Genomic DNA, 26,804 nt, shown 5'->3' on the forward strand with positions numbered 1-26,804 from the left:
CCCACCGCCACCCGCCCATTTTTGGCCACGATGTCCTGCGGGTTCCAGTCGAGACGCCTTCAGGAATCCCGGAACCTGTCGGTTTCCAGGCCGGACGCAGCCGTCTCCATTGCAGTTCGATCCCGCCCAGCAGAGCGCCCGCCTTACCCAGAAAGCCGAGCATCCGGCGCCACTCCGGGCCTTCATGATCGCTGGTGGCGTTCTCCCCCTGCCGGGCCGATGGACTGGTGGTCAACGAGGTGGAGGATTCGAGCGATCCAAGCGCCCGCCGCCTCAGCAGCCTACGAAGTCAGGCCGGCACGCCACCAGGCTACAATCCGCTACGATCCGTCACTGAAAGTGTTGACAGCGTAGGCGATGGAGAGAAGGCACTGTGGGGGCGCCATTGCGAGCCGACCGCCTGCGGCAGATCTCGCCTGATGCGGCGGACGACTACATGACGCTGCAGCTGCTTGCCGCGGGACTGGCTGGCATCCAGAGCCGGCAGAGCGACGCGCAGTGGAACGCCCCCGACGGCCGCTCTTCCGCTACGGGTTTCCCTCCCGCGTGGAACGCGGGGATGAACCGCCTGTGGTGGAGGGCCTTGGAGAGCGGACAGCGTTGCGTGGCCAGCCACATGGACGTACTGCAGTGGTGCCGCCTGCCGCTGGAGGAGTGGCCTATCGCTCTGGATGTCAGGGCCAGCGATGCGGAACTTCGGCTGCTGGAGGACGGCCGGCCGACCGCATTCGCCGACCAGGCGGCTCGGTTAATGCTGTCGAGGGACCCCGAGGCAGAGCTGGTGGAGAACCGCTGTTTCGAACTCCTGCTGACGGTAGCGGACCGCAACTCGCGGGACGAGGCCGCGGTGCAAAGCGCGTACGTGGATCTGAGAGGCTTCTTGATCCAGCACCCTGTGGCGTCTGACCTGCTCTTCCAGGAGCTGCTGCGTCGCTATCGCGCCAAGGACGGGCAGGGGCAGCCGTGGCTGAAGCAGTGGTTCCTACACGCCTACACCCCTCGGCCGGCGGTGGGGAGAGCGTCTCTCAGGGTCTGCGACGAGTGCGCGAACCCGCTGGCGGACGGGCAGAGCAATTGCGGGACCGCGGGCTGCTCGGGTGCCCCGAAGCGACAGGAATTCACGACGATGTCGGAGTATTACGTGCAGCGGCGGGGAGTGCGCCGGTTTCTGCATGACCCGGGCCTGGCGGAACAGAGGGTTCTGGATGCTCTTGAGCCTGCGCTCGGCCGGCGGCTGCACCCGTGGTGGGGCATGGACGCGGTGGATGCCGCGGTCGATTTCGACGGTGTCGGCCCCATGGGCACGGGTGAGTGGTGGGCCGCGGACGTCAAGGACCATGCGAGCGCGACGTTGCTCGGTCGCTCCTTTCGGTGGGACGAGCGTGCCAAGGCCCGAAGGCGGCTGCTGGTGATCGCCCAGCACCGCTTCGAGCGAGCCGGCTATCTCGATGACCTGCTGCGCGAGATGGACGGCCGGGTCAAGGGCGTGGAAGTGATGAGCGAAGAGGCTTTCATCAGCGCCGTCCTGCGGCGTGCCGGAGCCGAGGGCTGATGGCACGGGAGATCGACGCCTGGCAAGCTCGCCTGGCGGAAGAGGCGAAAGCCACGGGCGTAGATGCGCTCATGGATGCGCTGCCGATCTCGGAGTTCTTCCGGGTCGAACTCGGTCTGTTCTTCCTCACCCGCTTCCTGCCCGGACAGCCCGCCAGCGTCCTTCGCAAGGTGCTCGACGGTTACTTGTCGGCCGGAGCGGGACGCGCTACGCAGCTTCGGAACCTGCGGCGCCGGATGGGGCCGACCGCGCGCAGTGGCCAGTGGCGCATCCGCCTCAATGAGTACTGCCAGGTGCCCGAGCACCTGCGCCTGTTCGAGCTCGACAGTCTCACCGCCCGCCGGGTCGTGCCGGGCAGCGTGTTCCGGGCCCGTGGCAGCGCCGTCCTGCCCGAGCGCGAGCAGGTCTATCAGGACGCCCTGGACGATGCGGTGGCCTACCAGAGCAAGGTGATGCGCAGCCCTGCTCCGGCCGGCTCTCAGGTGTGGTTCACGCGCAAGGATCAGTCCGTCGCCACCCTGCGGGTCCCGGACTGGATCGAGGACGGTGGCGAGCCTGCTGCTCTGCACGTCCGCGAGCAGCGCACACGCCGTCCGTTCCCACCGGTGACCGGGGAGGGTCTGTACGGTGACCGGTGTATCTCCTGATCAAGGAAGCACCTGATGAGCGACGTGATCGCCTCTGTCGAGGCGCATGAGGATGGACGCCCGGTCGAGCTGCCGGCGGATGTGGTGGACGAGCAGTTGATCGGGCAGCTGGTCGACCGGGCCCGTTCCGGCGGGCTGCAGTTGACCGGTGAGGGCGGGCTGCTGCAGCAGCTGACCAAGCGGGTGCTGGAGTCCGCCCTGGAGGGCGAGATCACCGACCACCTCGGCTACGAGAAGCACGACCCGGCCGGCGTCGGCAGCGGCAACAGCCGCAATGGTGTGCGGGCCAAGACCGTTCTGACCGAAGTCGGACCGGTCGAGATCGAGGTGCCCCGCGACCGGGAGGGCAGCTTCGAGCCGCAGATCGTCAAGAAGCGTCAGCGGCGGCTGACCGGCGTCGATGAGATGGTGCTGTCCTTGTCTGCCCGGGGCTTGACGCACGGCGATATCTCCGCGCACTTGGCCGAGGTTTACGGCGCCAGCGTTTCCAAGTCGACGATCTCGACGATCACCGACAAAGTCATGGACGGCGTGGCCGAATGGCAGAACCGACCCCTCGACCCGGTCTACCCGGTCGTCTTCATCGACTGCGTCCACGTGAAGGTGCGGGTTCTGTCGACGATCTTGTGATGCGGACGGCGAAGCGTCAGGCCGTCGTGGTTCGCGATCATGCACCGCGTGTTCTCGTGATCTCTTGCAGCAGTTGTTCCCGCATCTATCCGCGCTTGTCGTCGACGAGGTCGAACGAGGCTCAGCTGCCGTGGTGTTGAGGGCACGGGTGGCTGTGGAGGGCGGCTGGTGCCGGTGCGGGCAGTGGTCTGGTCGGGTCCACGGCCGCTATGTCCGTAGCCTTCGAGACGTTGCAGTGGGCGGCGTCGGTGTGATCGTTGAGCTGCAGGTTCGCCGATTTCGATGCCGGAACCCGGCTTGTCCGGCGGTCACGTTCGCCGAGCAGGTCCAGGGCCTGACCAGGCCGCACAGTCGCTTCACCCCGTTGCTGCTCGGGCTGCTGGCGCGGATCGGGCTCGCCCTCGCCGGCCGTGCTGGAGCCCGGCTGACGGCGGTCTCGGGCATTGCGACCGGCAGGGACACCCTGTTGAGGCTGGTCAAAGCCCTGCCAGAGCCAGACGTCGGAGCCGTGGAGGTGCTCGGCGTCGACGATTTCGCGTTCCGCAAGGGCCGCCACTACGGCACCGTGCTGATCGACATGGCGACCCATCGCCCGCTTCACCTCTTCGACGGCCGGGAGGGTGAGGACCTGGCCGCCTGGCTGCGGCAGCACCCCGAAGTCCGGGTGATCTGCCGGGACCGCTCCAGCGGCTACGGCGAAGGATCGCGCCAGGGCGCCCCGCAGGCCGTGCAGGTCGCCGACCGTTTCCACCTGTGGCAGAACCTGTGCCAGGCGGTCGAGAAGACGGTCAGCGTGCTCCAGCCGCACCTGGCCGAACCGGCCCAGCAACCCGCACCCGACGGACTCGAAGCTGAGCCGGACACCATCAAGCCCCACCCCGAACTGAAGATCGTGGCCAGGCTCGAAGCCCAGCACGCGGCAGCCCACGAGTTGTGGGCTCAGGGGCTGTCCAAGGCAGCGATCGGCCGCAAGCTCGGCCTGCACCAGGCGACGGTCCGCAAGCTCGTCAACGCCGCCACCGTCGAGGAACTGACGGCGAAGACCCTGCAGCGCGCTCACCTGGTCGATCCCTACACCGGCCACCTCCACCGGCGCTGGAACGAGGGCATCCGCAACGCAGCCCAGCTCTTCCGGGAGATCCAGCAACTCGGCTACCCCGGCGGCGAACTGGCGGTCCAGCGGCACCTGCGGCGCTACCGTTCACACCGCGGCCACATGCCGGCCCCAGGCCCCAAGCCCCCGTCGGTCCGCGAGGTCACCACGTGGATCACCACCCACCCCGACCACCTCGACGGCGCGAACGCGGACAGGCTCGCCGTCCTCCGGTCCCGCAACAAGGATCTCGACAGGCTCACCTGCCACGTCCGGGCGTTCGCGATGATGCTGACCCACCGCGAAGGCGACCACCTCGACGAGTGGATCCACACCGTCGAAACCGACAGCCTCACCCCGATCGCGTCGTTCGCCCGCAACCTCCGCCGTGACCACGACGCCGTCCGCAACGGGCTGACCCTGCCCTACAGCTCCGGCGCAGTCGAAGGGAACATCAACCGTCTCAAGATGCTCAAACGGCAGATGTTCGGACGCGCCGGCCTCGACCTCCTGCGCAAGCGTGTCCTCCTCACCCGATGAACGCACCCAGCCACATCACAAGATCGTCGACAGAACCAAGGTGCGTGACGGGCAGGTCGCCAACCGGCCGATCTACGTCGCCCTCGCAGTCACCGTCGACGGCACCCGCGACATCCTCGGCCTGTGGGCCGGCGACGGCGGCGAGGGAGCCAAGTACTGGCTCCAGGTACTGACCGAGATCCGCAACCGCGGTGTCGAGGACGTGTGCATGGTCGTCTGCGATGGGCTGAAAGGCCTGCCCGACGCGATCGGGACGGTCTGGCCGCAGGCGATCACGCAAACCTGTGTCGTGCACCTCATGCGGGCCTCGTTCCGCTACGCGGCCCGCCAGGACTGGGACAATATCTCCCGCGCGCTCAAGCCGATCTACACCGCACCCACCGTCGACGCGGCCGAAGAGCGGTTCCTGGAATTCCAGGAGGAATGGGGCACCAAATACCCCGCGATCGTGCGGCTCTGGTCGAACGCCTGGGCCGAGTTCGTGCCCTTCCTCCAGTTCGACGCGGAGATCCGCCGGGTCGTCTGCACCACCAACGCCATCGAGTCGGTCAACGCCCGCATACGCAAGGCCGTCCGCGCCCGCGGGCACTTCCCGAACGAGGCCGCAGCGCTGAAGTGCGTCTACATGGCCGTCATGAGCCTGGACCCCACCGGCCAGGGACGCAAACGCTGGACCATGCGATGGAAGCCCGCACTCCAGGCCTTCGACATCGCCTTCGACGGCCGACTCTCCATCGGCCGCCGCTAATCCACGCAAACCCATTTACACCAGTCGCTGGACAGACCCTCACCCGGCGTGAAGCCAGGGGCCGGAGCGAAGTGCTCGTTCTCCCAGTATTCACCGATCGCCCCTGCCACCAGACCGCTCATCTGTGCCCGGACAGCGTTACGGGCAGTCCGGGAGAGCAGTTCGCGATCGGCGGTGACCATATAGGCAGATTACGGCGCCGGCGGTTGAGCGGGCGGGCATTTTCTACTATGCGAGTGCAGCAGCGTACGCGTGGAGGCGTCGGTCCAGGACGGGCTTGTGGCGTCCGGGCCGACTCTCCAACATGTGCTCGCACGTCCGGGCTCCTGCCGTGAACGCAGCGCCGGTACGTGCCGACATCGCCCGGAAAAACTCTCGGCCGTGCGGAGACTGGCTGCTGGTCGTCCACCGGTAGCCGGGACCGTCCAGGAGTGCCCTGTCGATGAGGAGTGTGCCGAGGCCTTGCCGCTGCACTTCCGGGGAGAGTGAGATCTTCGAGATGACGCCGCGCCTGCACTCGTGGCACACCTTCCACACCAGCCGTGCATCAGATATGGCGTCACGGCCGTAGACGCGGATGTTCCGGAACCCCGCGGGCTGCGCCGCGCGGTACAGGAGGAAGAACCGCTCGGTCCTCGGGCGGCGCAGGAGCATCCACCGCCAACGCCACTCGTCCAGCCCTTCAGGTGTCCTCACCAAGCCTCCTTCACCCGTCCAGCGCCGCAGTCGAGGCGAGCGGGCGCCGCCCGCCTCTGTCCTCCAAATGGTGGTGCCTGCCTACCGCGAGATGGCCTGGCGGGCCGCGCCTGGGCAGTCTCCCAGTCCTCATAGCCTCAGCAGACCGCCCGGACGTCCCGCGTCCCCCGTTTCTTCCCGTGGCCCAAGCCTTCGATCTGCGCAGCAGCAGAGCAGTTGCCGCTTCGTTCTGTCACCATCACCGCTCGGTGTCCGTGCCCGTGCCGGACCGGGGAATGGGCTCACCGATGGCGCCAGCGATCACCGCACAGTAGGTGCTGTCGCTTCCGAGGTCGGCCAGCAGCGCCCGCCAGGCCGGCAGGCGGGCATCGCCGAGGTGAGCAGTAGTGCGGAAGACCTCGATGAGGAAGCCGGGCATCTCCCGCCCCCAGCACTGGCCGTTGTGTGCCCACGCGGTCAGCAGCTCTTCATGCTGGCTCAAGGTCAGGTGCGGGGCGCAGGGCAGCACTGCGGTGCGTGCGACGAGCTCGCCCTCGTCGAAGGTACGGACGTCGGCCATCAATGCGGCCAGGTGCCCGGCGAAGTAGGGGCCGGGCCGGTAGTTCATGACCTGAGCTCGCTGGTCGGGTGGCAGGACGGTGAGGGCTGGTAGGAGGCCCGGAAGAGCGGCACGGGCCAGGTCGTCGGGGGCGAGCGCCAGCACGCGCAGCTCGCCGGAGTCCAGGAAGGTGAACGACCATCCGGCAGGTCCGTACTTGGCTGCCAGGGCACGCACCAGGGCGTCGAGGTGACCGGCCAGCGCCTCGTCGGTGCCAGACCAGAACGCCTCCAGGTCGCCCAGCCGCCCGGCCGCGCGCAGTTGGACCTTCGGCTGCGCGGTCAACAGCCGCGGGCAGATACGACCGATGGCATCGCGTACCAGGTCGCGGTCCTGGGCGGCGAACACATGCAGACACACCGCCATCCGGTCGGCAAGCTCCACCGCCTCTATGCCCTCTACCGGCAGCTCCAGCAGCGCGTGTTTGGCGGCGAAGTCCGCCACCCGGCGCCGGGCGGCCGGCCGCACCCGGTGGTAGAACACCTGGGCGATGTGCACGGGTTCGCCGATGAAGCCGGTGCCGCGGACGTGTTCGCGGAAGGTGTCGACGACCTTGCGGCCCTGGCTGGCGGGATGGACCAGGACCGCGTCCAGTGCGACAGTCAGGTGGGCGCGGGCGTATTCCGGCTGCGGGTCGAACAGCTCCCCCAAAGGGCGCAGCGAGGGGTGGGCGCACAGGTTGCGATCCTCGCGTAGTCGTTCCAGCTGCAGCTTCTGCGTAGCGTCGATCAGCTCCAGCGTCACCGCGGTCTGCAGGAGCGAGCCCTCCACCTGCTGCATGGTGTGCACCGCGTCGGAGTCCAGGTTGCCTTGCGCGGACTCGACCTGCTCGGTGAGCGCGCGGGCGTCGGGTTCGCCCTGCTCGTGGAGCTGGCGGATCTTGCCAATCAGGTCCGCGCACACCGCCGTCCATGTCAGCACGATCGCCGCCCGGGCCGCGCCGACCCCGTACGCGCGGTACGCCTCACGGACCAGGGGCCGCACCTCGGCATCCGGAACCTGCCCGATCCACTCCTGAAGATCCCGCAACCCGCCCACCCATCACCGCAGTCCAAGAAGCGCATTCTCTCCCGGCCGCGCCTGCTCCGGCAGGCAGTTCCGATGATCACCGTCGTCGGCAGTTGCGCCGAGCGCCGGTGCAGCGCCGCCGGGCGCCGGCATCATCGGCGGATACTCATCACGCCCCCGGCCGCCACGGCGTAACGCCGCTGACCTACGACACCGGACAGGTCACCCGCGCTCGCACCACCGGCCTGCATGCCCGCAACTCATCGGAGACCAGGGCACCTGAGACGAACCCGACTGGTCTGCACCCGAATCCGGCCGGGCAGCGGCGGGCGTGGGCCGCGGCCGCCGAGCAGGAATGACCGGGCGCACTCCCCGCGCCCCGCGTCCCAGTCCCCGCTCCGGCGCCGAGGCGCAGGAGCAGCCCATTGACGCCCACGGACATGAAGGCTGGTTCCCGCAGTGCCGCGCAGGCCCAAACGGCGGTCCGCCCTGCCAGGCTGCGCGTCGCGCCAGTGGCCGGGGAAACGACGTTGTCGTACCTGTCCCGGGTCTCCGGCCGGCCTTCCCGCAGGACTTAATGTCATTATGACGATAACAATGCTAGGGTGAACTCCCGGCTCGGCTCAGACCGTCAAACGACAGGTACAGGGGACGCCCATGACCACCACTTCCGCATCAGTGCCCACGGCGAGCCCCGGGACTGGGACGGGCCCGGCATTCGACCCGATGGTCACCATGACCACCGCCGTGCACGCCAGCCCCGGCGTCTACGCGCTGCTGCTCGGCTCCGGCGTCTCCACCGGCGCGGGCATCAAGACCGGCTGGGGCATCGTCACCGACCTCGTGCGCCGCGCCGCCACCGCCCAGGATCCCGGCTCCCCCACCGCCGGCGAGGATGCCGCCTCGGATCCCGAGGCGTGGTGGGCGCAGCACGGCGACGGTGACCTCGGCTACTCGGCTCTGCTGGGCGCGCTCGCCCCTGCCCCGTCTGCCCGGCAGGCCCAGCTCGCCCGGTACTTCGAGGCCGACGACGAGGACCGCGAGCAGGGGCTGAAGGCGCCCGGGGCCGCGCACAAGGCCATCGCACAGCTGGTGGCCCGGGGCAGCGTGCGGGTCATCGTCACCACGAACTTCGACAACCTCACCGAACGGGCACTGACCGATATCGGGATCTCCCCGCAGGTCATCCACCAGCCCGGCGGGTACGGCGGCGCGACCCCGCTCGCTCACAGCCGCGCCACCATCATCAAGCTGCACGGCGACTACCTGGACCTGGACTCGCGCAACACCGTGGATGAGCTGTCCGCCTATCCCGACGCCCAGCAGGAGTTCCTCGACCGGGTGCTGGACGAGTACGGGCTGATCGTGTGCGGCTGGTCCGCCGACTGGGACCACGCGCTGGTGAAGTCCATCGAGGGCACCCGTTCTCGCCGCTACCCGATGTTCTGGTCCCACTACGGCGCCCTGGGCGACGCCGCCCGCCGACTCACCGCCCAGCACCGGGCCACCCTCATCCCCGGCCTGACCGCCGACGAGCTCTTCCCCGGCCTCGTCGCCCGGCTGGACGCCTTGGACTCCGCCGCCGACGCCCCCGTCACCCGCGAGATCGCGGTTGCCCGCCTCAAGCGCGCCCTGCCCGACCCCGTGCGCCGCATCGAAGTCCACGACCTGATCGACCAGGCCACCACCGAGGCGCTGCAGCGCGCTACTGGTGACGCTCATTCTCTGAGCGGGAAGGAGGGCGGGTACGCCGACAGCGCCTATAGATACCGCGCGGACACGGGCACTCTCCTCCACCTGCTGGCCACCGGCGTCTTCCACGACGACGGGACCTACGACGACAAGTGGATCCGGGCTCTTCAGCGTCTCCTGCGCATCCGGGAGAACGTCCCAGGCTCCTACAACGGTCCGCTCGAAGCCCTGCGGCACTACCCGGCGCTGCTGGCCCTGTGGACGGCAGGCATTTCCGCCGTTCTGGCCCGGCGAGAGCACCTGCTCGGCCGGCTGCTCACCGAGCCCGTCTTCCGCTCCCCCTTCACATCGCGGAACCAGGTCCCCGCAGACGCCCTCGACCCTGGCCGTGTCCTTAACGGTGAACTCGTCAGTACCTTCTACCGACCCGACGACGGGACCTGGATCTACCCGGAATCCGAACTGCTGCGCCGTGACACCCGCGAGCCCCTGCGTTCCATCGAGCCCGACGACGCCACCTACCAGAGGGCATGCAGCCGCTTCGAATTGCTCAGCTCCCTCGTCGCGCTCGACCAGCCGAACGGCCGCCCGTGGTACGGCAAGTACGTGTACGGCAGCGAGTGGGGCGATGACGACAGCGGCCCTGGCCCCGGCGTCCGCACCGAGATCAGCCCCACCTGGCCGCTCCTCAGCGCCGGCGCCTTCGGCAAGGATGTCGACCGCGCCGCCGCGGCCTACGCCCGGTTGACCGAATGGCGCAGCAGGTACGCCCGGACCTGGTAGGAGCGCACCCCCGAGACCGGGTGGGCCAAGAGCGCCCGCCCATTCCGGTCGCATGGAATGCTGTTTCGATGATCCCGACGGCTCCGGTGACACCGTCCGAACTGCGCCACGCCATAGCCGGCGCGGTCTCGGAAGTGAAGGCGTACGAACTCGCAGCAGCCTGCGAGCGCCTGGGGCTGGAGGCTCAGCGGGACGGAGAAGACCCCTTTCGGAGCAAGGGAATGTACGTCCGGGCCCGCCTGCAGAACCTGGGCCTGCAGGAGTTGGCTGACCTGGCCCGGCGGGTCGTCGACGAGTACGGCAGCCAGGAGCTGCGCGACGTACTCGGCCGCTTAGGTGTCCGGGGCGTGGATGGGGAACTGAAGAACCTCATCTTCGCCGCAGACGGCCCCAAGCCGAGGATCGTGTTGCCGGATTCGATCAGCAACACGATCCGCATCGTCGAGAACGCGCAGTACTGCCTGGTCTACGACCGGCCGCTGGAAGCACACGGCCTGAGCTGGGCAGACCTGGCCGCATGGTGGGAAGAGCGCGACGCGGACCTGCGCGGCGACCCTGCCCGAGCACGGACGGAACTACGCCACCGGTTGCGGCGCTCCTTGAAGGGAAACGGGGCGGAGGAACTGGTCTTCGACACCTACGTCAACCTCGGCTTCGACCGGCCTGCTCTGATACCCCAGGTCTACCTCCACTACGACCCGTACACCGTCGCAGAGCTGGGCGGCGCCATCGCACTCCCGCGGCAGCGCATGGACTTTCTTCTGCTCATGAACCAGCGTGCCCGCGCGGTCATCGAGATTGACGGTATCCAGCATTACGCCGACAAGAACGGACGAGCGGACACCGCACGCTACGCGGCGATGATGGCCGAGGACCGGAACCTCACGCTCGCGGGCTACGAGGTCTACCGCATCGGCGGCCGTGAACTCGCCGATCGCGCCGAGGCTAAGGCGATACTCATCGACTTCTTCACGCGCCTCCTGCGGCGCCACGGCCATCTCCCGAGCTGACACTGAGCCTTTTCCAGCCTGCCCTGCCAGTGCGACAGTTGGCGTGACAGGCGAGTGAAGCCCCTGGTAGACGGGGTCACGACCAAGATCTCCCGTACCGCCAGAGGCTTCACGTGCTTGTCTACCCGTCCGGCCTGGACCTGTCCAGCTCGCATCTTCGCTTCCTCAGCGCCCGTCTGGGCGAACGTCGCCGTGCGATCGGCAGCCGATGGCGCCGGTTGAGCGCCGGCAGGCACTGCCCGCCCTCGCCCACCTCCGCAACGGGCATCCCTACGCCCAGCTCGCGGCCGGATTCGGCATCGGCACGACGACCGCGTACCGGTATATCACCGAAGCCGTCGATCTCCTGGCCGCCCTGGCACCCACGCTCGAACAAGCCGTCCGCGAGGCATCGGGAAAAGCATTCGTCCTGCTCGGCGGCACCCTCCTGCCCATCGACCGCATCGCCGCGGACCGACCCTTCTACTCAGGCAAGCACAAGAGGCACGGCATGAACGTGCAGGTCCTCACCGATCCGTTCGGCCGCCTGCTGTGGGCGTCGCCAGCCCTGCACGGAGCCGTCCACGACATCCGAGCCGCCCGCGAACACGGCATCATCGACGCCCTCGCCCAGGCCGATATCACGTGCTGGGCCGACAAGGGCTACCGCGGCGCCGGCGGAACAATCCGGATCCCGTACTGGGGACGATGGGTGACCCTTTCCCCAGGTCAGAAAGCAGTGAACCGGTCCCCTCCAAAATTGGCGCGCTCGTCGAACAGGCCATGGCCACCCTCAAGAACTGGCGACTCCTGCGCAAGCTCCGATGCTCCACCACCCGGATCACAGCCCTCGTCCAAGCCGTCCTCGCTCTGCATCTGGCCAGCTCAGAGCGATGATGAAAAGGGCTCACTGACCCCGGATAGGAAAAGGCCATGGGAATGCTGCGGGTTGTCCCGCTGGCCGGTGAGACGACGTGGTCGCACCTGTCCCGGCTGGCCGGCCGCTACGGCTTGGAGTCCGGCGCTGCTGCCCTGGTGGACCTGGTCGGGTTCCCGACCGGGTCCGGCGCTGCTGCCCTGGTGGACCTGGTCGGGTTCCCGACCGCGGGACGAGGACGGTCCACGCGAGGACGCCGAGGTGCCGCTAAACCCGTCCGGGCGACAGCTGCTGGCCCCACTGGGCGGAGTCGACGAGCCTTACGTGGCGCGGGCGCTGCCCGCGTTCGGCAACTGGCCGCAGCCGACCGCTTCCGGCACGCCGGCGTGCCCCGGTATGACCAGCCCGGACACAGCTGCGGGCAGGTGGAAGGTCGCCTCGCCGGGGAGTACGGGCCGGTGGCGCACGAATGCCGGCTACGCACGGCGGGGCGCACCGGCCACGACACTGTGGTGGTGCGGTACTTCGCACCATGGCAGCGGGTCTGCGCCCGCCACCACCGGTGGATGCAGACCGCCGGAGACGGGCACCGGCATCGCAACCTCGACCTGCGCGCGGCGGCCGGAGCCGATCTGGGACAGGTCTTCGCCTTAGCCCACGTGGTGGTCTGCGCGTGGTGAGAATTGGGGCGGGAGTGCGGCGTCTGCCGCCAGATCCTGCAACACGGCCTCGCCTGAAACCGGGTGACACGGCTGGCAGTTCACCGGGCAGCGCGCTGACGAAGCCGCCGCCCAGCGGCACACGCCCTAATGATGAGATCGGCCAATTCTGCGGCAAGGACAAAGGTCCGGCGCGTGCAAGCCTGGTTCGAATCCAAGCAGCTGCCCTGCGCCCGACGGCTGCACTGTCCCTCCCGGCCGCGGTTTCCAGATGCCACAGCGCCGGACTTGACCCGGCCGCCTGTCGCCGAGCAGTCGGCGACAGCTGGGGGATCACCTCCGGGAGCGGCCCTCGCGTCCGTTCCCCGAGGCGATCCGCACAAGGCGGACGACGTCCTTCTTCGGGTAGCGCTCCACAGGCAACGTCAGGTTTCATGGCGAACAGCTTGCTGCGCACGTATCCCGCATCCTGCCAGCGTCCCCTGGCTGTCACCCGTGCGCCGCGGTCAGGTGCCGTACATCTTCGTGCAGGTGAGTTTGCCGTTGAGGGTGACGGAGTCACCCGCTTCGCCGAGTTCGAGACCCGAGACGGTGACTGTCAGGACACCGTCCTGCTCCGCGGCCGACAGGCCCTTCGTACCGACCGCATAGAAGGTGTGATCGTCCGGCGTGATCAGACTGACGATGTTCGTGCCGCCGACGGTCGCAAGAAACGACGGAACGGCGAACCCGGAGGACGACCCCGCATCCGCGTCGGGTGCGGACACCACACGCAGCTCGCCGGCGAGGGTGCGGCTGTCCCGCTCGGAAACACGATTCTTGGCGTGACCTGCAAACTCTTCCTCCCGGGCAGAGTCCGCACAGCATCTGGGACGATGCCTCGATGGTGCTGTCGATCGTTACCGCGTTGGCCAGGAACCTGGTCATGGTGCCCGTTGCCGTGCTGCGCAGCCGCGTGGCCAAGGACGCGGAGGTGTTGGCGCTCCGGCACCAGATTGCGGTGCTGCGCCGTCAGATCGCGCGGGTCCACTACGAGCCAGCCGACCGGATCTGGCTGGCCGCGCTCTCGCGATTGGTCCCCCGCGGGCGATGGCGCGAGGTCTTCGCGGTCACGCCGACCACGCTGCTGCGCTGGCACCGGGAGCTCGTCAAGCGGAAATGGACGTTCGCCCAGCACCGTCGTCGCCCGGGTCGCCCCTCCACTGCGCCGACGGTCAAGCAGCTCATCCTGCGCTTGGCCCGCGAGAACAGTAGCTGGGGGCACCGCCGAATACAGGGCGAACTCGCCCGCCTCGGCTTCCCGATCGCCCCCTCCACGGTCTGGGAGATCCTGCATGCAGCCGGCATCGACCCCGCCCCGCAGCGATCCGGCCCGACCTGGCGCCAATTCCTCACCGCCCAGGCCCACGGCATTATCGCCGCCGACTTCCTGCACCTCGACACCATCACCCTCAAACGCCTGTACGCCCTGGTCTTCATCGAGCACGGCACAAGGCGCGTTCACCTCGCCGGCATCACCGCCCACCCCACCGCCGAGTGGACCACGCAACAGGCAAGGAACCTCACCATGACGCTGGGATGCCGGATGGACTCACTACACTTCCTGCTCCGCGACCGAGACTCGAAGCACACCCGGTCATTCGACACCGTCTTCACGGCAGACGACGTGGAAGTCCTACTCAGCCCACCACGGCCACCGAAATCCAACGCAATCTGCGAACGAGTCATCGGCACCCTACGCCGCGAGATCCTCGACCGGACACTCATCCACAACGAAGCCCACGCCCACGCAGTACTCACCGCCTACCTCAAGCACTACAACCAGCACCGCCCCCACCAATCCCGACTACAACTACCCCCGGACAGCAGCGAACCACCGACCCCCGCCACCGTCACCGACCTCCACGCCCATCGCATCCAGCGACATCCCGTCCTCAACGGCCTCATAAACGAGTACCACCACGCGGCCTGACCAAGCCGCATCGCCGCAGCTCACAGATCTGAACCGTATTTCCGAGCGGCACAGGGTAGAGGCTCGGACCTGTGAAAACACCGTCGGGGCCACAGGATTTGAACCTGCGACTCCTTGCCCCCGGTCAGGGCCCGAAGTGAACGAATCCCGCCCATGCGTAGGGGTCGAACTCCCCGTAGCGCGTGCGCAGTTCCCGGACCGTCTCGTGCAGGGCACGGCCTGCGTCCGAGGCGTCCGGGGGCGTGGAGCGCAAGGCCGCGTAGAAGAGCTCCGTCGCCTGCTCGGCAACCAGGTCGGCGACCGGCCAGACCGAGCCGACCGTGTGGCGGAATCCGGCGACCTGGAGGGCGGCCAGCAGCGTGGCCGCCTGGTCGATCAGCCGACCGCCGGAGCCGGCGGTCTCGCAGGCCGGGACCACGGCCAGCTCGGCGCCGTCGGTGTGGTGGACGGCCAGGTCCCGGACCGTGACAGGGCGATCGGCGAGTTCAAGGCGGGTGTCGAACGGCGACCCGGCCTCCTGGGCGGCGTGTCCGGCGAAGTAGAGCCACCGGTGGTCGGACAGGCCGGCCAGCAGGGCGTCGGCGGTGGCGTCGGCGCCGTCGAGCCGGGTGACCGGTAGGGCCGCGGCGAGGGCGGCCGGCGGGCGTCGCGCGGCGGGCAGGGCGGCCTTGCCTGAGGTGGACGGGGTAACGGCGAGCACACCGCCTGCCGGTGCCGGTAGCGAGGCCGACATGGAGGCTGGGGCCGGTGCTGCCGCGCGGTGTTCCCCTGAACGCCGCAGCAGCCTGAACGTCGGGGTGTACGAACCGGGTATCGCGCCCAGCGGCGAGTCCGGCGGCGGCGCGGCGTGCAGGGGGAGCAGCACCGCGGGGCCGGTCACACACCACCACAGCCGCGTGGTGCCGGCCGGGAGCACGGCGCCGACCGGTTCGCACACGCGGGCGTTCAGCCAAGCCAGGACCTCGTGCAGGGTGTCGGCCGCGCCGTCCGGGTCCGTGTCGCGCGCGGCGAGTCCGCCGTAGAGGTCCAGCACGACGCGCACCGAGTCGTCGTGGAAGTCGGCGCCGAGCGGCACGACCGTCAGGCCGGTGTCGGTGACGACGAGGGCATGGCTGCCGAGGTCCGAGGTGTTGACGACGACGACGGCGCCGTCGCGCGGCGGTCGCAGGTCCGCCAGGCGCGGCGGGGCGAGGAATCCGGCAAAGCCGGGCAACGACCTGATCTCGGCGATCAGTTCCTCGCGGGCGAGGGCCGCGGCCATGCGTTCCTCGGCATCGACGCGCAGGCCGTCGGCGTCCAGGCGCGGGCTGCCTGCCTGCGGCGGCGCGGCGGTCAGCCGTTCGTCGAGCTCGGACAGCCGCGCGGCGAGCCGCGGGTGCGCGGCGGCGAGCGGGTCGTGCCCGCGGGTGTCCAGGGACTGCCGGAGCAGAGTGGCCCGCCCTTGTTCGAGCAGTTCGACCGCCCGCTCGGGCCGCCCGTCCGCGATGGCGCAGGCCGCGGCCTGCCGGGGAATGCCGTCGTACTCGTGCAGCAGCCGCTCACGGTCCTGCGCGGTCAGACCGCGCCACGCCAGCTGGTCGAGCATGCCCGTCGCCACTTCGTAGCCGCGCAGGGCGTCCGCGAGCCGGCCCGCGTGATGATCGGTCGAGGCCCAACGCAGCGCCGCCGTCAGCCGGTCGGGCACCGAAGCGTTCGCCTGGGCGGCACCCTCCTCGGCCACCCGCGCGGCCCGTATCAGGGCGGTGGCGACCGCGTCGTCCGGGTCGGCCAGCATGTCCCGGACCAGATCGGCGTTGACAAGGGAGACCAGGGGCGTATGCCCGCGCCACTCCGCCTTGAGCCGGTCCGAGACCTGGCGCGGTGTCGGACCGGCTTCGCCGTCCGGACCTCGCGCCACGCCCCGGATCACCCGGTCGTACGCCGCCGCCAGGATCGTCGTCTGGGCCAGGTCCACCGCGACCCGGGCCCGCAGGGGATTCGCCGGGTCCGCGCTCCGGAAGAGCCGTTCCAGCGTCGTGACCGCCTCGCCGAACACCTCCGCCGCCCCGATCCGCCGGGCCGCGGCCACCCGCGCGTTGACCAGGACCATGGCGCAGTGCCACTCCACCGCGTCCACCGGGCCGGCTTCCGGCAGGACGGGAACGGGGGTGGACGCCAACGCGGCGGCGATCTTCCGGTAGCTGCCGCGGCCGAGGGCCAGTTGGATCCGCAACGCCGCCAGGGCGCTGCGGGCGAGCGCGGCGCCGTCGCCGGTGGCCTTCCGGCCTGCGGCGGCCAGCCGCTTCTCGGCGCGCGCAGACAACGGCGTACCACCGGTCAGCCGGTACAGATCGCCGGCGACACTGGCGTACAGGTCGAGCACAAGGCTGTACAAATCGCCTTCCCGGGGCGCCGACTTCAGCACCTCGTCCAGGAGCGCGGCGGCCTCTTCGAGGTCCCGCAGGCCGCCCTGGGCACTGTGGCGGGCCTCCAGCGCGGCGGCCAGCACGAACCGGTGGTGCGGGCGCACCGGGTCGTCCGGCGGCAGTGCCGCCAGCCGGCGCCGAGCGTCGGCCACCTGCTCCGACAGCCGGGCCCGGTCGGCCGGGGGTGCGGCGGCCTCGGGGGCCGCCTGCCGAAGCGCCGCCAAGTCGCGGAGGCTCCCGAGAAGGGTGTCCGGCACCGCCTGCCGCCCGGCCTGTGCGACGGCCTGCCCCCCGGCCGGTGACCGGTCGAGCTCCGCCGCGTCGAATTCCACCCCGCCGAGGCCCCGGCCCTGGGCGGCTCGGGCGAGGACGGTGGCGAGGTTGTTGCGCGCGGCTTCGGCGGTCAGGGCGTCCGGGGGATGCGCGATCGCCTCCTCCAGAATCCTGATCCCCTCGCGCATCTCGCCCTCGTCCCCGGTCCGCTCGGCACGTCGACACAGGGCCACGCCGAGGAGGTCCGCACTCGAAGTACCGGACTCCTGGGGGATGTTTGCGAGGATCTCGACGGCCTCGTCAAGGGCGACGCCGTCACCGGTGCGGTCCGCGCGGTGGATCAGGGCGGTGGCCAGGAGTCGGGACGCGTCCGCGCCGGGGGGCGCGGCCCGGATCAGTGCGAGGGCGTCGTCCAGGGCGGCCCTGTCACCGAAGGCGCCGTACGCCTGGACCAGTGCCTGTGCGTACAGCATCGTGGAGCCTTCGGGATTCTTGTGCGGGTGGCCGGCGGCCTCGCGGAACACCGCCACGGACTCGGCGAGCCTGTCCAGGTCCTCGGCCAACTCGTACTCGCCGTACAGACTCGCGGCGAGAAGGAACAGCACGTCCCCGTGGAAGGCCGGGTTGTGCCGCACACGCGGCAGGATCGAGCGCAGCCTGCCGGTCGCCTGCGTCATCCGGCGCAGGCTGCCGGTCCTTGCGGCGCCACTGATCTGCCGGGCGAGGGAGTCGAGAACGAAACGGCGCAGACCCGTCATCAAGCGCTCCATCGCCGACATGCCACCTTCCCCTGCCTGTCCGCGGCGCCCCGGCGGGCCGCCCCGGAGACGTACCGTCCTCGACATCCGGTGATCTCGCCGATCCGGGCCCGCCACGGCGGCTGCTCAACTAATATCCATTATCGCCCACAACGTCCATGAGCATCCGTCAATAACCGCCAAGTTCCCCACCGGAGAGGCGGATTCATGGAGTCACGAATGTCAAGGCGAGGAGTGCGTCGGTGTCTTCGGGAGATCCGGATCTGCCGGTGCTTCGTCTGAACGTGCTCGGCCGGGTCAGGGCGACGGTGGACGGCCGGGAGGTGCCGCTGCCGCCGGCCACAGCCGCGGTGCTGGTCCGCTTGGCGCTGGCAGAGGGCAAGGCCGTCTCAGTCGACGAGCTCTACCGCGACGTGTGGCCGCGCGAGCGGCCCGGCCGGACGCCCCGGGAGCAACGGCCGGACCGGACGAAGGTCCAGAAGCGGATATCGCAGCTGCGCGGCCTGCTGGATCCGAACCATCCGGGCGAGGGCTCACGACTGGTGCTCACCGAGCGCGGCAGCGTGTCGTCCTACCGGCTTGCGGTCCCGCGCGCGAACGTGGACGGCAACCGCTTCGAGGACCTGGTCGAGCAGGCGCGGGGCAGCGCCGCGGCGAACGCGGTCGTCCTGCTGACCGAGGCTCTGGCGCTGTGGCGGGGCAGCCCCATGGCGGACGTGATGGACCGCGGCTTCGTGGCCGCCCACGCCACCCGGCTCACTGCGCTGCGGGACGAGGCGCGCCGCGAGCTGTTCGAGGCGTACCGGACGCTGAACCAGTACGCGAAGGCGCTCGACACCGGTCGGCGGCTGCTGGACGACCATCCACGGGACGCCGCGCTGATCGCCGGCCTCGCCGAGGTCCGGCGGGCGTCGCGCACGCGGGACGCGGCGCTGCTGCGACAGGACTTCCCGTCCTTCGGCGGCGTGGTCCGGCTGGTCGAGGGGGACCTTTTCGAGCAGGCCGACGCACACCTGATCGTCGGCTTCACCGACACCTTCGACACCATCGACGGGCCCGACCGCGGGCTGATAAGCCCGGAGACGGTGCAGAGCCAGTTGCTGCGGCGGCTCTACGACGGAGACCGGACGCGGCTGGAGCGCGACCTGCGCGCCGCGCTGCGTGACGTCGAACGGGTCGGACAGATCGACCGGGCCGACAAGCCCGTCGGCAAGTTGGCACGCTACCCCGTCGGCACGGTCGCCGTGCTTCGGCTCGGCCGCCGGCGCGTCTTCGCGGTCGCCTACAGCCGCTGGGACGAGGCAGGGCAGGTGGTGGGCTCCACCACCGCGGCACTCGGCGCGAGCCTGGACCGGGTCTGGGCGGCCGCGCACCTGCACGGGCAGCGTCAGCCGGTGGCCGTGGGACTGCTCGGGCTCGGGATGGCGCGCATCCGCGACGCGGGGCCGCAGGAGCTACTGGGCCTGATCGCCGAGCGCTACGTGGCGGCGTCCCGGGCCCGGCCGGTGGCTGATGAGCTGCGGATCGTCCTGCGGCCCGGCGTCGCGGGCGGGCTGGACCTGCCGGCACTGGCCGAGGAGCTCAAGCGCCGGTGAGCCGGGCGCACCGATCGGCAGGCCAGCCAGTTCGCTGAATCCTTCCGTCTGCCACCCGGCGGACCCGGATACTGAACACTGGTGTGTTCCGGCGAAGACTGGTGCGTTCCCGGCGGCGGGCGGCCCTCCGCCGGAGGCAGAGGAGACGGACCGGTGGTGGGCGGCGACCTGAACGGACGGATGGGCCGGCTGATCGACGACGCCGGGCAGTGGGCGCTGTCCAAAGCGGCATGGCGCAGGGTGCGAACCCTGCTCACGGAACTGGAGACGGCGCTGGCACGCGGCGACCGCGCCGCGGCGAACACCGCGGTCTCCCGGCTTGAACTGCTCAGCCCCGGGCGCGCCACCCGTCTGGGGGACGAGCCGCGGGTCCCGGCCGACCGGGCGGTGCGCGAGCGGCTCAACCGGGTCAGGGCCGCGTCCGACAGCCTGGGGCCGCTACCGGCACCGGACGACCCGGAGCCGCCGCCCGTACCGGGCACCGCGCAGGGCGGCCGCCGTGAGTGACGCCGGCGCCGAGGTGCCGCGGCCCGCGGTCCCCGCCCGGTCCGAGCCGCCCGCGCAGCCGGAGGCCCCGCGGGACACCGGAGTCCCTGAGCAGCAGACCGTCATCCACCGCTTCTTCCTCGTCAACGGGGGCGAACCGGTCTACGCGCAGTTGCTCCTGCTGTGGCGGCGCCTCGGTGACATCATGGGCCTGCGCCATGCGGTGCCGGGCGTGGACCTGCCGCGCTTCCTGCCCGGGACTCTCCACGAACTGCTGGCCGGTACCCCTGACGACGAGCCGGCCGCGCTCGCCGCCGTGCAGGTCGGCACCGGTCACGAGCAGGCAGTCGTCTACCGCAACCACGACGTACTGTCCCTTTCGCTCCTGCCTGCGCCCGGCTCCTGGGAGCGGGCCGAGGCCGAGTGGTTGACCGTGGCCGGGCCCGAGCCTCTGCCGGCCTTCGGCGAGGTACGGTTGCGGCTCGCCCTGTCCGGCCGCATACCGCCGCCGGGGTACGAGCCGTCGGTGCATCCTGACGGCCTGTCCGTCCTGGAAGCGCACGCGCAGGACAGCGGCCGGCGCGTACGCACCCTGATCGTCCATGCCCGGCCCGAGGACGATCCGCTGCTGAGCCGCTGGGCCTGGAGCCGCGGTGACGCGGGGATGCCGCTGCTGGCCCGGCACCTGATCCAGGCCGCGAAAGTACGCCACCTGGTGCGTGAATGGCGCCGCATCCGGGTCGAGTGGGGAGACGATCCCGAGCGGCTGGCGCTCGAACTGCGGGAGGACCGGCACACTCTGGAGATCGCCGCCGAGAACATGCGTCGCCTGATTCCGGCGGGCGCCCTTGAAGCCGGGCCGCTTGCCGCCGATCTTGAACTGGCCGCCTCGCTGGCCGAGCGCTTCACCGACGAGCTGGTCTATCTGGCCGCGGACACGGACCGGGCCGCGCTGGCGGCCGGCCGCCGCCCGGCCGCCCGGCCGCCGGAGCCCGCGCCGTGGCCGTCGACCGGGCGCGACCCGCGGGCGGTCTTCGTCGCCCACGGCCGCGATCTGTCCGCCCGGAAGGTGGTCGTCGACTACCTGCGCGCCCTTGACCTGCGCCCGCTGGAGTGGGAGTCGATGGTCCAGGACACCGGTCGGGCCATGCCCCTGGTCCGTGACGCGATCCACGTCGGGCTGCGGCGCGCGCAGGCGGTGATCGTGGTGTTCACGCCCGAGGACGAGGTACGGGTCCACCGGGATCTGCGCCTTCCGGCCGAGGGCGACGCGGTCGAGATGCAGGCCCGCCCCAATGTTCTGGTCGAACTCGGGATGGCGATCAGCGAGCATCCGGACTCCACCCTGATCATGGAGTTCGGTCGGCTGCGCCCGCTGACCGACCTGGCAGGGCTCAACGTGATCCGGGTGTCCGAGAGCCCTGACTGGCCGCTCAAGACGGCCCACCGGCTGCGTAACGCCGGCTGCCCGGTGGACCTGAGCGGGCAGGACTGGATGAACCCCGGCCAGATCGCCGAAATCGCCGCGATGCGGCGCCGGGCGGAGGAACCGCCCGCGGGGCGCTGACCCGCGGGCGGTGAGCTGCCCGGGCCCGCTCCCCCAGGCCCGGATCCGGCCTGAACCGGACCCGCGTCGCGTCCGGATCAGGCCGGCCCCGCGAATCAGGCCGGAGGCAGTACCGGAAACCACGCGGGGAACCGGACCGGAAGCAGCAGGGAAGCGTCCGGAAGCCACCGGGAAGAGTTCCTGCCGTTTCGGCGGAACCGGTCGTCCTTGTGCAATGACGTCGCCGACCACCCGTACGACACGGGTGGCGTGGTCCCGACCGGGCCCACGCCCGGCCGGGTCGGGGCAGGCCGTACACGCGGGCCCGCTCAGTACCCGCCCTGCACCCGCGCACTCCGATTCTCCGGGTCCGTGTGCGCGGATCGACAGGGAACGAGGAGTCGCCTTGTGCCGGGTTCGCCGGCACCGGAAAAAGGAGGAGGGCACCTGAGGTGGGACATGTAGCCGACAGTATCGAGGCGGTCCTGTGGCGCCGCCGGACCGCACAGCCGGGCATCGAGGCCGAGATCACCCGCTGGGAGACGACTCGGGACGGGCTGTCCGCACTGGGCAACGCCGTCGCGGCGCTCCCGCGCGAAGAGGCCGAGCGCACCGGACTGGCCGAGCTGAATCTTCCTGAGCTGTCCCGGCTGGCCGAGGACTCGCTGGTCGAGTTGCGCGCGGTCCGGGCCCGGGTGACCCGGCGCACCGTCAACATCGGCGTCAGCGGTCAGTCCCGTAACGGCAAGAGCACCCTGCTGCAGTCGATGACCGACCTCGACGACGACCAGATACCGAGCGGCGGCGGCGGACCGGTCACCGCCGTGCGCAGCCGGGTCTTCCACTCGGCCACCCGCCGCGAGGCGCTGCTGACCTTGCACACCGAGATGAGCTTCTGCGCCGACGTCCTCAGCGCCTACGCCGCCGCGCTGGCGCTGCCCGCGCGGCTTGGGACGCTGGACGACCTGGCCGCTCTCGACAGCGCTGCCGCCCGCAGCGAGCTGGCCCTGCGGCCCGACGCCGCGCTGCTCGAACCGATGCTGGCCCGACTGGAGGAGATGCGCGACGGCCTGGGCTCGTTCCGGCCGCTGCTGACCGGCGAGAGCCGCCGCATCGAACTCGACGCGCTGCGCGCCTGGGTGACCTACCCCGAGCGCAACGAAGCCGGCGCGGACCGCCGCTACCTGGCCGTTCGTGATGCCGAGATCCACTGCCCCTTCCTGGTCACCGAGGTGGCCAGCCTCGGCCTGGTCGACCTGCCGGGGCTCGGTGAGATCGTCCCGGCCGCCGAGGAGCACCACTTGGCCGGCCTGCAGAACGACGTCGACTTCGTGCTGGTGGTGAAGTGGCCGACGGACGGAAACCAGCTGTGGCGCCGGGAGGACGCCCAGGCGCTGGAGCTGATCAGTAAGGCCCGCGGGTCAGCGGCGCAGCGCGACTTCACCGCGATTCTGGTCAACACCGGCCGACCCGACCCGAAGCGGCTCGCCGCCCTCGAAGACGACCTGCTCAAGCGGGTGAATCTGGGCGATCCCGGCAGCAGGGTGCCGGTGCTGCGCGCCGACGTGGCCGACCGGCAGCAGGTGCGCACCGGGGTGCTCGAACACGTCTTGGCGCATCTCGCGGACGCGCTGCCGCGTATGGACGAGGCGGCCCTGCGGCGTGCGGCCGACAGATGCGCCGTGAACGCCGCCTCGATCAGCGCGGCCGTCGACAGCGCCCTGGCGGCGCTGCGGCAGATCATCACACCGACCGGCACCGAAGTGCTACTCGAACGGGCCGTGAAGCTGCACCGTGGCGTGGTCGCACCGCTGCGTGTCTGGATGGCGGATCTGGCAGAGCGGGCGCGGCCGAGCGGCGCCTTCGAGGACAAGGAGTTTCTCGACCAGATCGACGCGTTGCGCGCGGACATCCGCACCTGGGCCACCGACGGCTTCGGCGAGGGCACAGCCGTATGGGAGGCGCGCGCTCTGGCGGAGATGAACATCGACGCGGGCGCCGCGGTCTTCGCCGAGCGGACGCTCAACGCCGTGCGGGTCCAGATCGCCGAGCGGTTCGCCGCGCTGGACCTGATCATCTCCCGGCGCCGGAACGAGTTCTGGCAGGGGCTGGTGGACGCGCTGGCCGTCGAGCTCGGCCCGCTGCTCGACCGGTCCGGCGGCCCGGACCTGACCCTGCGGGTGCTGGCCGAGCAGTTGGGCGAGGCGGACGCACAGTGCCCCACGATGGTGCGGTCCGTGCAGTTCGCCCTCGACATCCACCTGGACTTCCGCACGCGCACGCTTCCGCGGCTGCGCCAGGCCCTTTCAGTCCTACATCCCGAGCCGGCCGGCGGCGACCTCGGCGCGCTGGCGGTCGTCCTGCCGGTGGAGCGCTCCGCGAAGGGCGCGCACGACCTGCGGCGCCGGATCGAGCAGCTGGCCCGCGAGGCGGTACAGGAAGCGGCAGCGGTGCTGGTCACCGAGCCGCTGGTCATCGCGACGGCGCTGGCCGCCTACGGCGAGCAGTTCGAGGACGCGTTCATCCGCTCGGACGAGTCGGAGCGGGAGTTCCGCCGGCTGGCCGAGTCCTTCCGCGACCAGCTCTGGCCGCCGGGCGGCGCCGACAGCGGCCTCGCCACGGTGCGCGTCCAGCGGGTTCGCGGTGCCCTGACAGCAGTTCGGACGAGTGTGACCGGGTCGGAACGGTCCAGGAGAGAGGATTGATGGACAGGAACTTCAAGGTGGCCGTCGTCGGCCCGCACGCGGCAGGGAAGACGACTCTGCTCGCGTCGGTGTTCACCGACACCCAGAAGCGGCTGGCGAGCACCTCGCTGACCGTCAGGATGGACGGCCCGACGAAAGTCCGGGTGGACAAGCACAGCAAGACGCTGGCCGCAGCCATCACCCGCGAGGAGTTCAACCCCAAGGCCCTCGAGGGCACCCAAAGCATCGAGCACTTCCACTTCTCGCTGCGCTCCCTCGGCGACGCCGAACTGGAGGTGCCCTTCGACATCCTGGACTACCCGGGCGGCTGGCTCGACGCGGCGACCCGCCAGCGCGCCGGCGTGACGGACAAGCGGTGGGCCCAGTGCGAGGAGCACATAGCGAACAGCATCATGCTCATGGTCCCGATAGACGCCGCGGTGCTGATGGAGGCGCGGACGCCGACCCAACGGGCTGCGGCCCAGCACTGGCTCGGAATCCACGAGGTGGTCGAGATGGCCGGCGTCTGGGGCCGGTTCCGCAATCTGCCCGACCACCGCGAAGAGCCTGCCCTGGTGATGCTCGTGCCGATCAAGTGCGAGAAGTACCTCGACCCGGCGCGCGGCGCGGGCACCGACGCCTCGGCGCTGCGCGAGCGGGTGCGCGAGGTCTACGCCGACCTGCTTGAGACGCTGGCCGAGGAGTTCGCGCACCGCAGCCTGCGGCTGATCTACGCACCGGTCGAGACCTACGGCTGCGTCCGTCTGGTCGACGGCGAGTGGGATGCCGGGGAAAGAGAGGACTTCCCGAAGTTCACCGGCACGTACCGCTTCACCGGCAATCCGCCGAAGATCGCGGTCCGCGGTACGGAAGTGATCGTCCGCGAACTGTGCGGCAGCGTACTCGAAGGCCAGAAGCTCGTGAAGGCCGCCCAGGAGGCCGCCCAGCGCGGCAGCCAGCAGGCGCTGCTCAAGGCGGTGTCCCAGCCCCGCGGCTTCTGGGGTGCGCTGTCGTACCGGTTCAGCGGGGAGCGCCGGGAGGATCTCCAGAACGCCGGGGCGGCCGGCGCGGCGGCCGACATGGCCCAGCGCAACAGGAATCAGCTCGAGGCGGACCTGGCATGGCTGGCGCATGCACCACAGCGGAGCTCACGCAGCGAGGAATGGAAGGTGGCGAAGTGAGGCTCTATGTGATGACCCGCAGCACCGCCAAGGACTACGCCTTCGTCGGCGCCATCCCGCCCGAGCAGTGGTGGGACCGGTACTCGGATACCGGGCTGCTGTTCACCACCGAACCCGCGGTCGCCCTGCGCGGCACCGCGGGCGGCTGGTCCGCGGTCCTGTTCGGCGTGCCGTCGGCGCGCACCGACCGGGACGACCGCAGGATCCGCTACACCCTGATCGCCGAGTCCGGCGCCGAGGACGCCGCGCTGGCCGCCCGGCTGGTACGCGTGGCGCTCGACCCGGACGCCCGCGAGAAGCTGGGCCGACGGCTGGACAAGATCTATTCCGGGGAGCTGCTGAACTCCTACTTCAGCGACCGGGCGGAAACCGGCGCGCCCGACCTGGCCGAGGCGGTCGGCGCGCTACGGGAAGCGGCGGGGAGGCAGCCGGCCGACATCCCGCCGTACGGCCCGGTCGAGCCGCCGTTGGCCGGGCCCTACGACCTGCCCGCCGCCAGGGACGCCTTCATCGCGCACGCCCATGCGCTGGCCGGTGGGGGGACGGGGCTGTGCCTGGTCGCCGCGGGCGCCGCGTCGCTGAAGGACGTCCGTCCGGCACTGGACCTGGCGGGGCGGCGGACCGCGCTGCTGCTGCCGAACGCGTCGCTGACGAAGGTGGTGGCACTAAAAAAAGACACCCCGCCGCCCCCACGGAGGAAGCCGAACTGGCAGTGGGTGGCGGCGGTCCTCGGCGGGAGCCTGGTCCTGTTGATCCTGTGGTTGATGCGCAAGTTGTGACCGAGCCCGGCGAGCCGGTCAACGTCGCGGTGCGCGACCGGAAGGGCAGGCTGTGGACCGGCACGGCGGAGATCACCGAGGGGGGCGTGATCGTCGGCAAAGTCGACTTCGACGGGGCGGCGTCGACGCTGTCCGGCAGACTGCACGCGGTGTGCGACGCCGCGAGGAACGTGGTGGTGCGCGCCGAGGACCTCGCGATCCACGTCCGCGGACATGTCCTGGAAGTCACGCTCGACGAGACACCGGCGTGGTCGGGTCGCGACACCCTGCCGGCCCTGCTGGGCAAGCTCGGACCGGCGATCGCCGCATCGTCGCGGTGCGTGGACCCGCACCGTGCCGTGGACGTCGGGGGGTCGGGGTTGAGGTGGCTCGCCAAGGTGTTGGAGAAATGGCTCAAGCCCTGGAGCGGATCCGCCGACGAGGAACCGGGGCCGGCCGGATCGCCCGGTCCCGGGGAGGAGCACCGGGGTGAAGTTTCCCCGTGATCTCGGACACTCGTTCTTGTGCGGCGATGGTGTGCCGCTGTCGGGTCTCGTGCGGGGTCAGGTAGCCCCAGTTGGGGTGTTTGCGTAGTCGGCGCCGGTTGTAGAAGGTCTCGATGACCCCGTTGCCC

18 protein-coding genes and 3 pseudogenes are annotated in these 26,804 nt (G+C 70.4%); 16 read left to right on the forward strand and 5 right to left on the reverse strand.

Features of this window, described 5'->3' with window-relative positions; genetic code table 11:
• The first annotated feature begins 436 nt into the window (after positions 1 to 436).
• The 5 genes and pseudogenes from OG900_10020 (at position 437) to OG900_10040 (ending at position 5,210) form a co-directional block, all read left to right on the forward strand.
• Positions 437 to 1,552 carry a hypothetical protein gene (locus OG900_10020; protein ID WUH90404.1) on the forward strand — a complete coding sequence of 372 codons (1,116 nt, stop codon included), beginning with the start codon at positions 437 to 439 and terminating at the stop codon, positions 1,550 to 1,552.
• Positions 1,552 to 2,199, forward strand: coding sequence for a hypothetical protein (locus OG900_10025; protein ID WUH90405.1), 648 nt, complete (start codon positions 1,552 to 1,554; stop codon positions 2,197 to 2,199). Before OG900_10020 ends, OG900_10025 begins: the two co-directional genes overlap by 1 nt.
• Positions 2,200 to 2,214: 15 nt before the next feature.
• Positions 2,215 to 2,808, forward strand: a pseudogene (locus tag OG900_10030) (transposase).
• A 169-nt stretch (positions 2,809 to 2,977) separates the two neighbouring features.
• On the forward strand, positions 2,978 to 4,462 hold the full coding sequence (locus OG900_10035; protein ID WUH90406.1) for an ISL3 family transposase: 1,485 nt from the start codon (positions 2,978 to 2,980) through the stop codon (positions 4,460 to 4,462).
• 37 nt (positions 4,463 to 4,499) lie between these two features.
• Positions 4,500 to 5,210 (forward strand): annotated as a pseudogene (locus OG900_10040) (IS256 family transposase).
• Positions 5,211 to 5,438: 228 nt separating this feature from the next.
• On the opposite strand, the gene OG900_10045 reads toward OG900_10040, so the two are convergent.
• Both OG900_10045 and OG900_10050 read right to left on the reverse strand, forming a co-directional pair.
• A complete protein-coding gene (locus OG900_10045; protein WUH90407.1) occupies positions 5,439 to 5,906 on the reverse strand; it encodes a GNAT family N-acetyltransferase in 468 nt (155 codons plus the stop codon).
• A 238-nt stretch (positions 5,907 to 6,144) separates the two neighbouring features.
• Positions 6,145 to 7,533, reverse strand: coding sequence for a hypothetical protein (locus OG900_10050; protein WUH90408.1), 1,389 nt, complete (start codon positions 7,531 to 7,533; stop codon positions 6,145 to 6,147).
• Between the two features lie 636 nt (positions 7,534 to 8,169).
• Here OG900_10050 and OG900_10055 point away from each other — a divergent pair.
• The 3 genes and pseudogenes from OG900_10055 to OG900_10065 all read left to right on the forward strand — a co-directional run bounded on the left by OG900_10055 (position 8,170) and on the right by OG900_10065 (position 11,873).
• Complete coding sequence (locus tag OG900_10055) at positions 8,170 to 9,987, forward strand: SIR2 family protein (protein WUH90409.1); 1,818 nt, start codon at positions 8,170 to 8,172, stop codon at positions 9,985 to 9,987.
• A gap of 68 nt (positions 9,988 to 10,055) precedes the next feature.
• A complete protein-coding gene (locus OG900_10060; protein WUH90410.1) occupies positions 10,056 to 10,997 on the forward strand; it encodes a hypothetical protein in 942 nt (313 codons plus the stop codon).
• A gap of 113 nt (positions 10,998 to 11,110) precedes the next feature.
• Positions 11,111 to 11,873 (forward strand): annotated as a pseudogene (locus OG900_10065) (transposase family protein).
• A 300-nt stretch (positions 11,874 to 12,173) separates the two neighbouring features.
• Here the strand turns inward: OG900_10065 and OG900_10070 are convergent.
• Together OG900_10070 and OG900_10075 are read right to left on the reverse strand one after the other, a co-directional pair.
• Positions 12,174 to 12,320, reverse strand: a complete 147-nt coding sequence (locus OG900_10070; protein WUH90411.1) for a hypothetical protein — start codon at positions 12,318 to 12,320, stop codon at positions 12,174 to 12,176.
• A gap of 698 nt (positions 12,321 to 13,018) precedes the next feature.
• Complete coding sequence (locus OG900_10075; protein ID WUH90412.1) at positions 13,019 to 13,279, reverse strand: hypothetical protein; 261 nt, start codon at positions 13,277 to 13,279, stop codon at positions 13,019 to 13,021.
• A 116-nt stretch (positions 13,280 to 13,395) separates the two neighbouring features.
• Between OG900_10075 and OG900_10080 the strand changes: the two genes are divergently transcribed.
• Positions 13,396 to 14,484, forward strand: coding sequence for an integrase core domain-containing protein (locus OG900_10080; protein WUH90413.1), 1,089 nt, complete (start codon positions 13,396 to 13,398; stop codon positions 14,482 to 14,484).
• Positions 14,485 to 14,608: 124 nt separating this feature from the next.
• Here OG900_10080 and OG900_10085 read toward each other — a convergent pair whose 3' ends face one another.
• Complete coding sequence (locus OG900_10085; protein ID WUH90414.1) at positions 14,609 to 17,920, reverse strand: CHAT domain-containing protein; 3,312 nt, start codon at positions 17,918 to 17,920, stop codon at positions 14,609 to 14,611.
• A 242-nt stretch (positions 17,921 to 18,162) separates the two neighbouring features.
• Between OG900_10085 and OG900_10090 the strand changes: the two genes are divergently transcribed.
• The 7 genes from OG900_10090 to OG900_10120 all read left to right on the forward strand — a co-directional run bounded on the left by OG900_10090 (position 18,163) and on the right by OG900_10120 (position 26,676).
• Positions 18,163 to 19,515, forward strand: a complete 1,353-nt coding sequence (locus tag OG900_10090; GenBank protein WUH90415.1) for a DUF6430 domain-containing protein — start codon at positions 18,163 to 18,165, stop codon at positions 19,513 to 19,515.
• Positions 19,516 to 19,671: 156 nt separating this feature from the next.
• Positions 19,672 to 20,022: a hypothetical protein gene (locus OG900_10095; protein WUH90416.1), complete on the forward strand. Its 351-nt coding sequence runs from the start codon at positions 19,672 to 19,674 to the stop codon at positions 20,020 to 20,022.
• The gene (locus OG900_10100; protein WUH90417.1) at positions 20,015 to 21,568 is read left to right on the forward strand and encodes a nucleotide-binding protein; all 1,554 of its coding nucleotides are present in this window, start codon (positions 20,015 to 20,017) and stop codon (positions 21,566 to 21,568) included. The genes OG900_10095 and OG900_10100 overlap by 8 nt, the downstream gene beginning before the upstream one ends.
• 431 nt (positions 21,569 to 21,999) lie before the next feature.
• Entirely contained in the window at positions 22,000 to 24,252 is a 2,253-nt protein-coding gene (locus OG900_10105; protein WUH90418.1) for a hypothetical protein, read from the forward strand.
• Entirely contained in the window at positions 24,252 to 25,412 is a 1,161-nt protein-coding gene (locus OG900_10110) for a hypothetical protein (GenBank protein ID WUH90419.1), read from the forward strand. The genes OG900_10105 and OG900_10110 overlap by 1 nt, the downstream gene beginning before the upstream one ends.
• A gap of 11 nt (positions 25,413 to 25,423) precedes the next feature.
• A complete protein-coding gene (locus OG900_10115) occupies positions 25,424 to 26,191 on the forward strand; it encodes a hypothetical protein (GenBank protein WUH90420.1) in 768 nt (255 codons plus the stop codon).
• Positions 26,188 to 26,676, forward strand: a complete 489-nt coding sequence (locus OG900_10120) for a hypothetical protein (protein ID WUH90421.1) — start codon at positions 26,188 to 26,190, stop codon at positions 26,674 to 26,676. The genes OG900_10115 and OG900_10120 overlap by 4 nt, the downstream gene beginning before the upstream one ends.
• Positions 26,677 to 26,804: the final 128 nt, after the last annotated feature.

Origin of the sequence: Streptomyces sp. NBC_00433 (assembly GCA_036015235.1) — a bacterium.
Classification (GTDB): Bacteria; Actinomycetota; Actinomycetes; order Streptomycetales; family Streptomycetaceae; genus Actinacidiphila.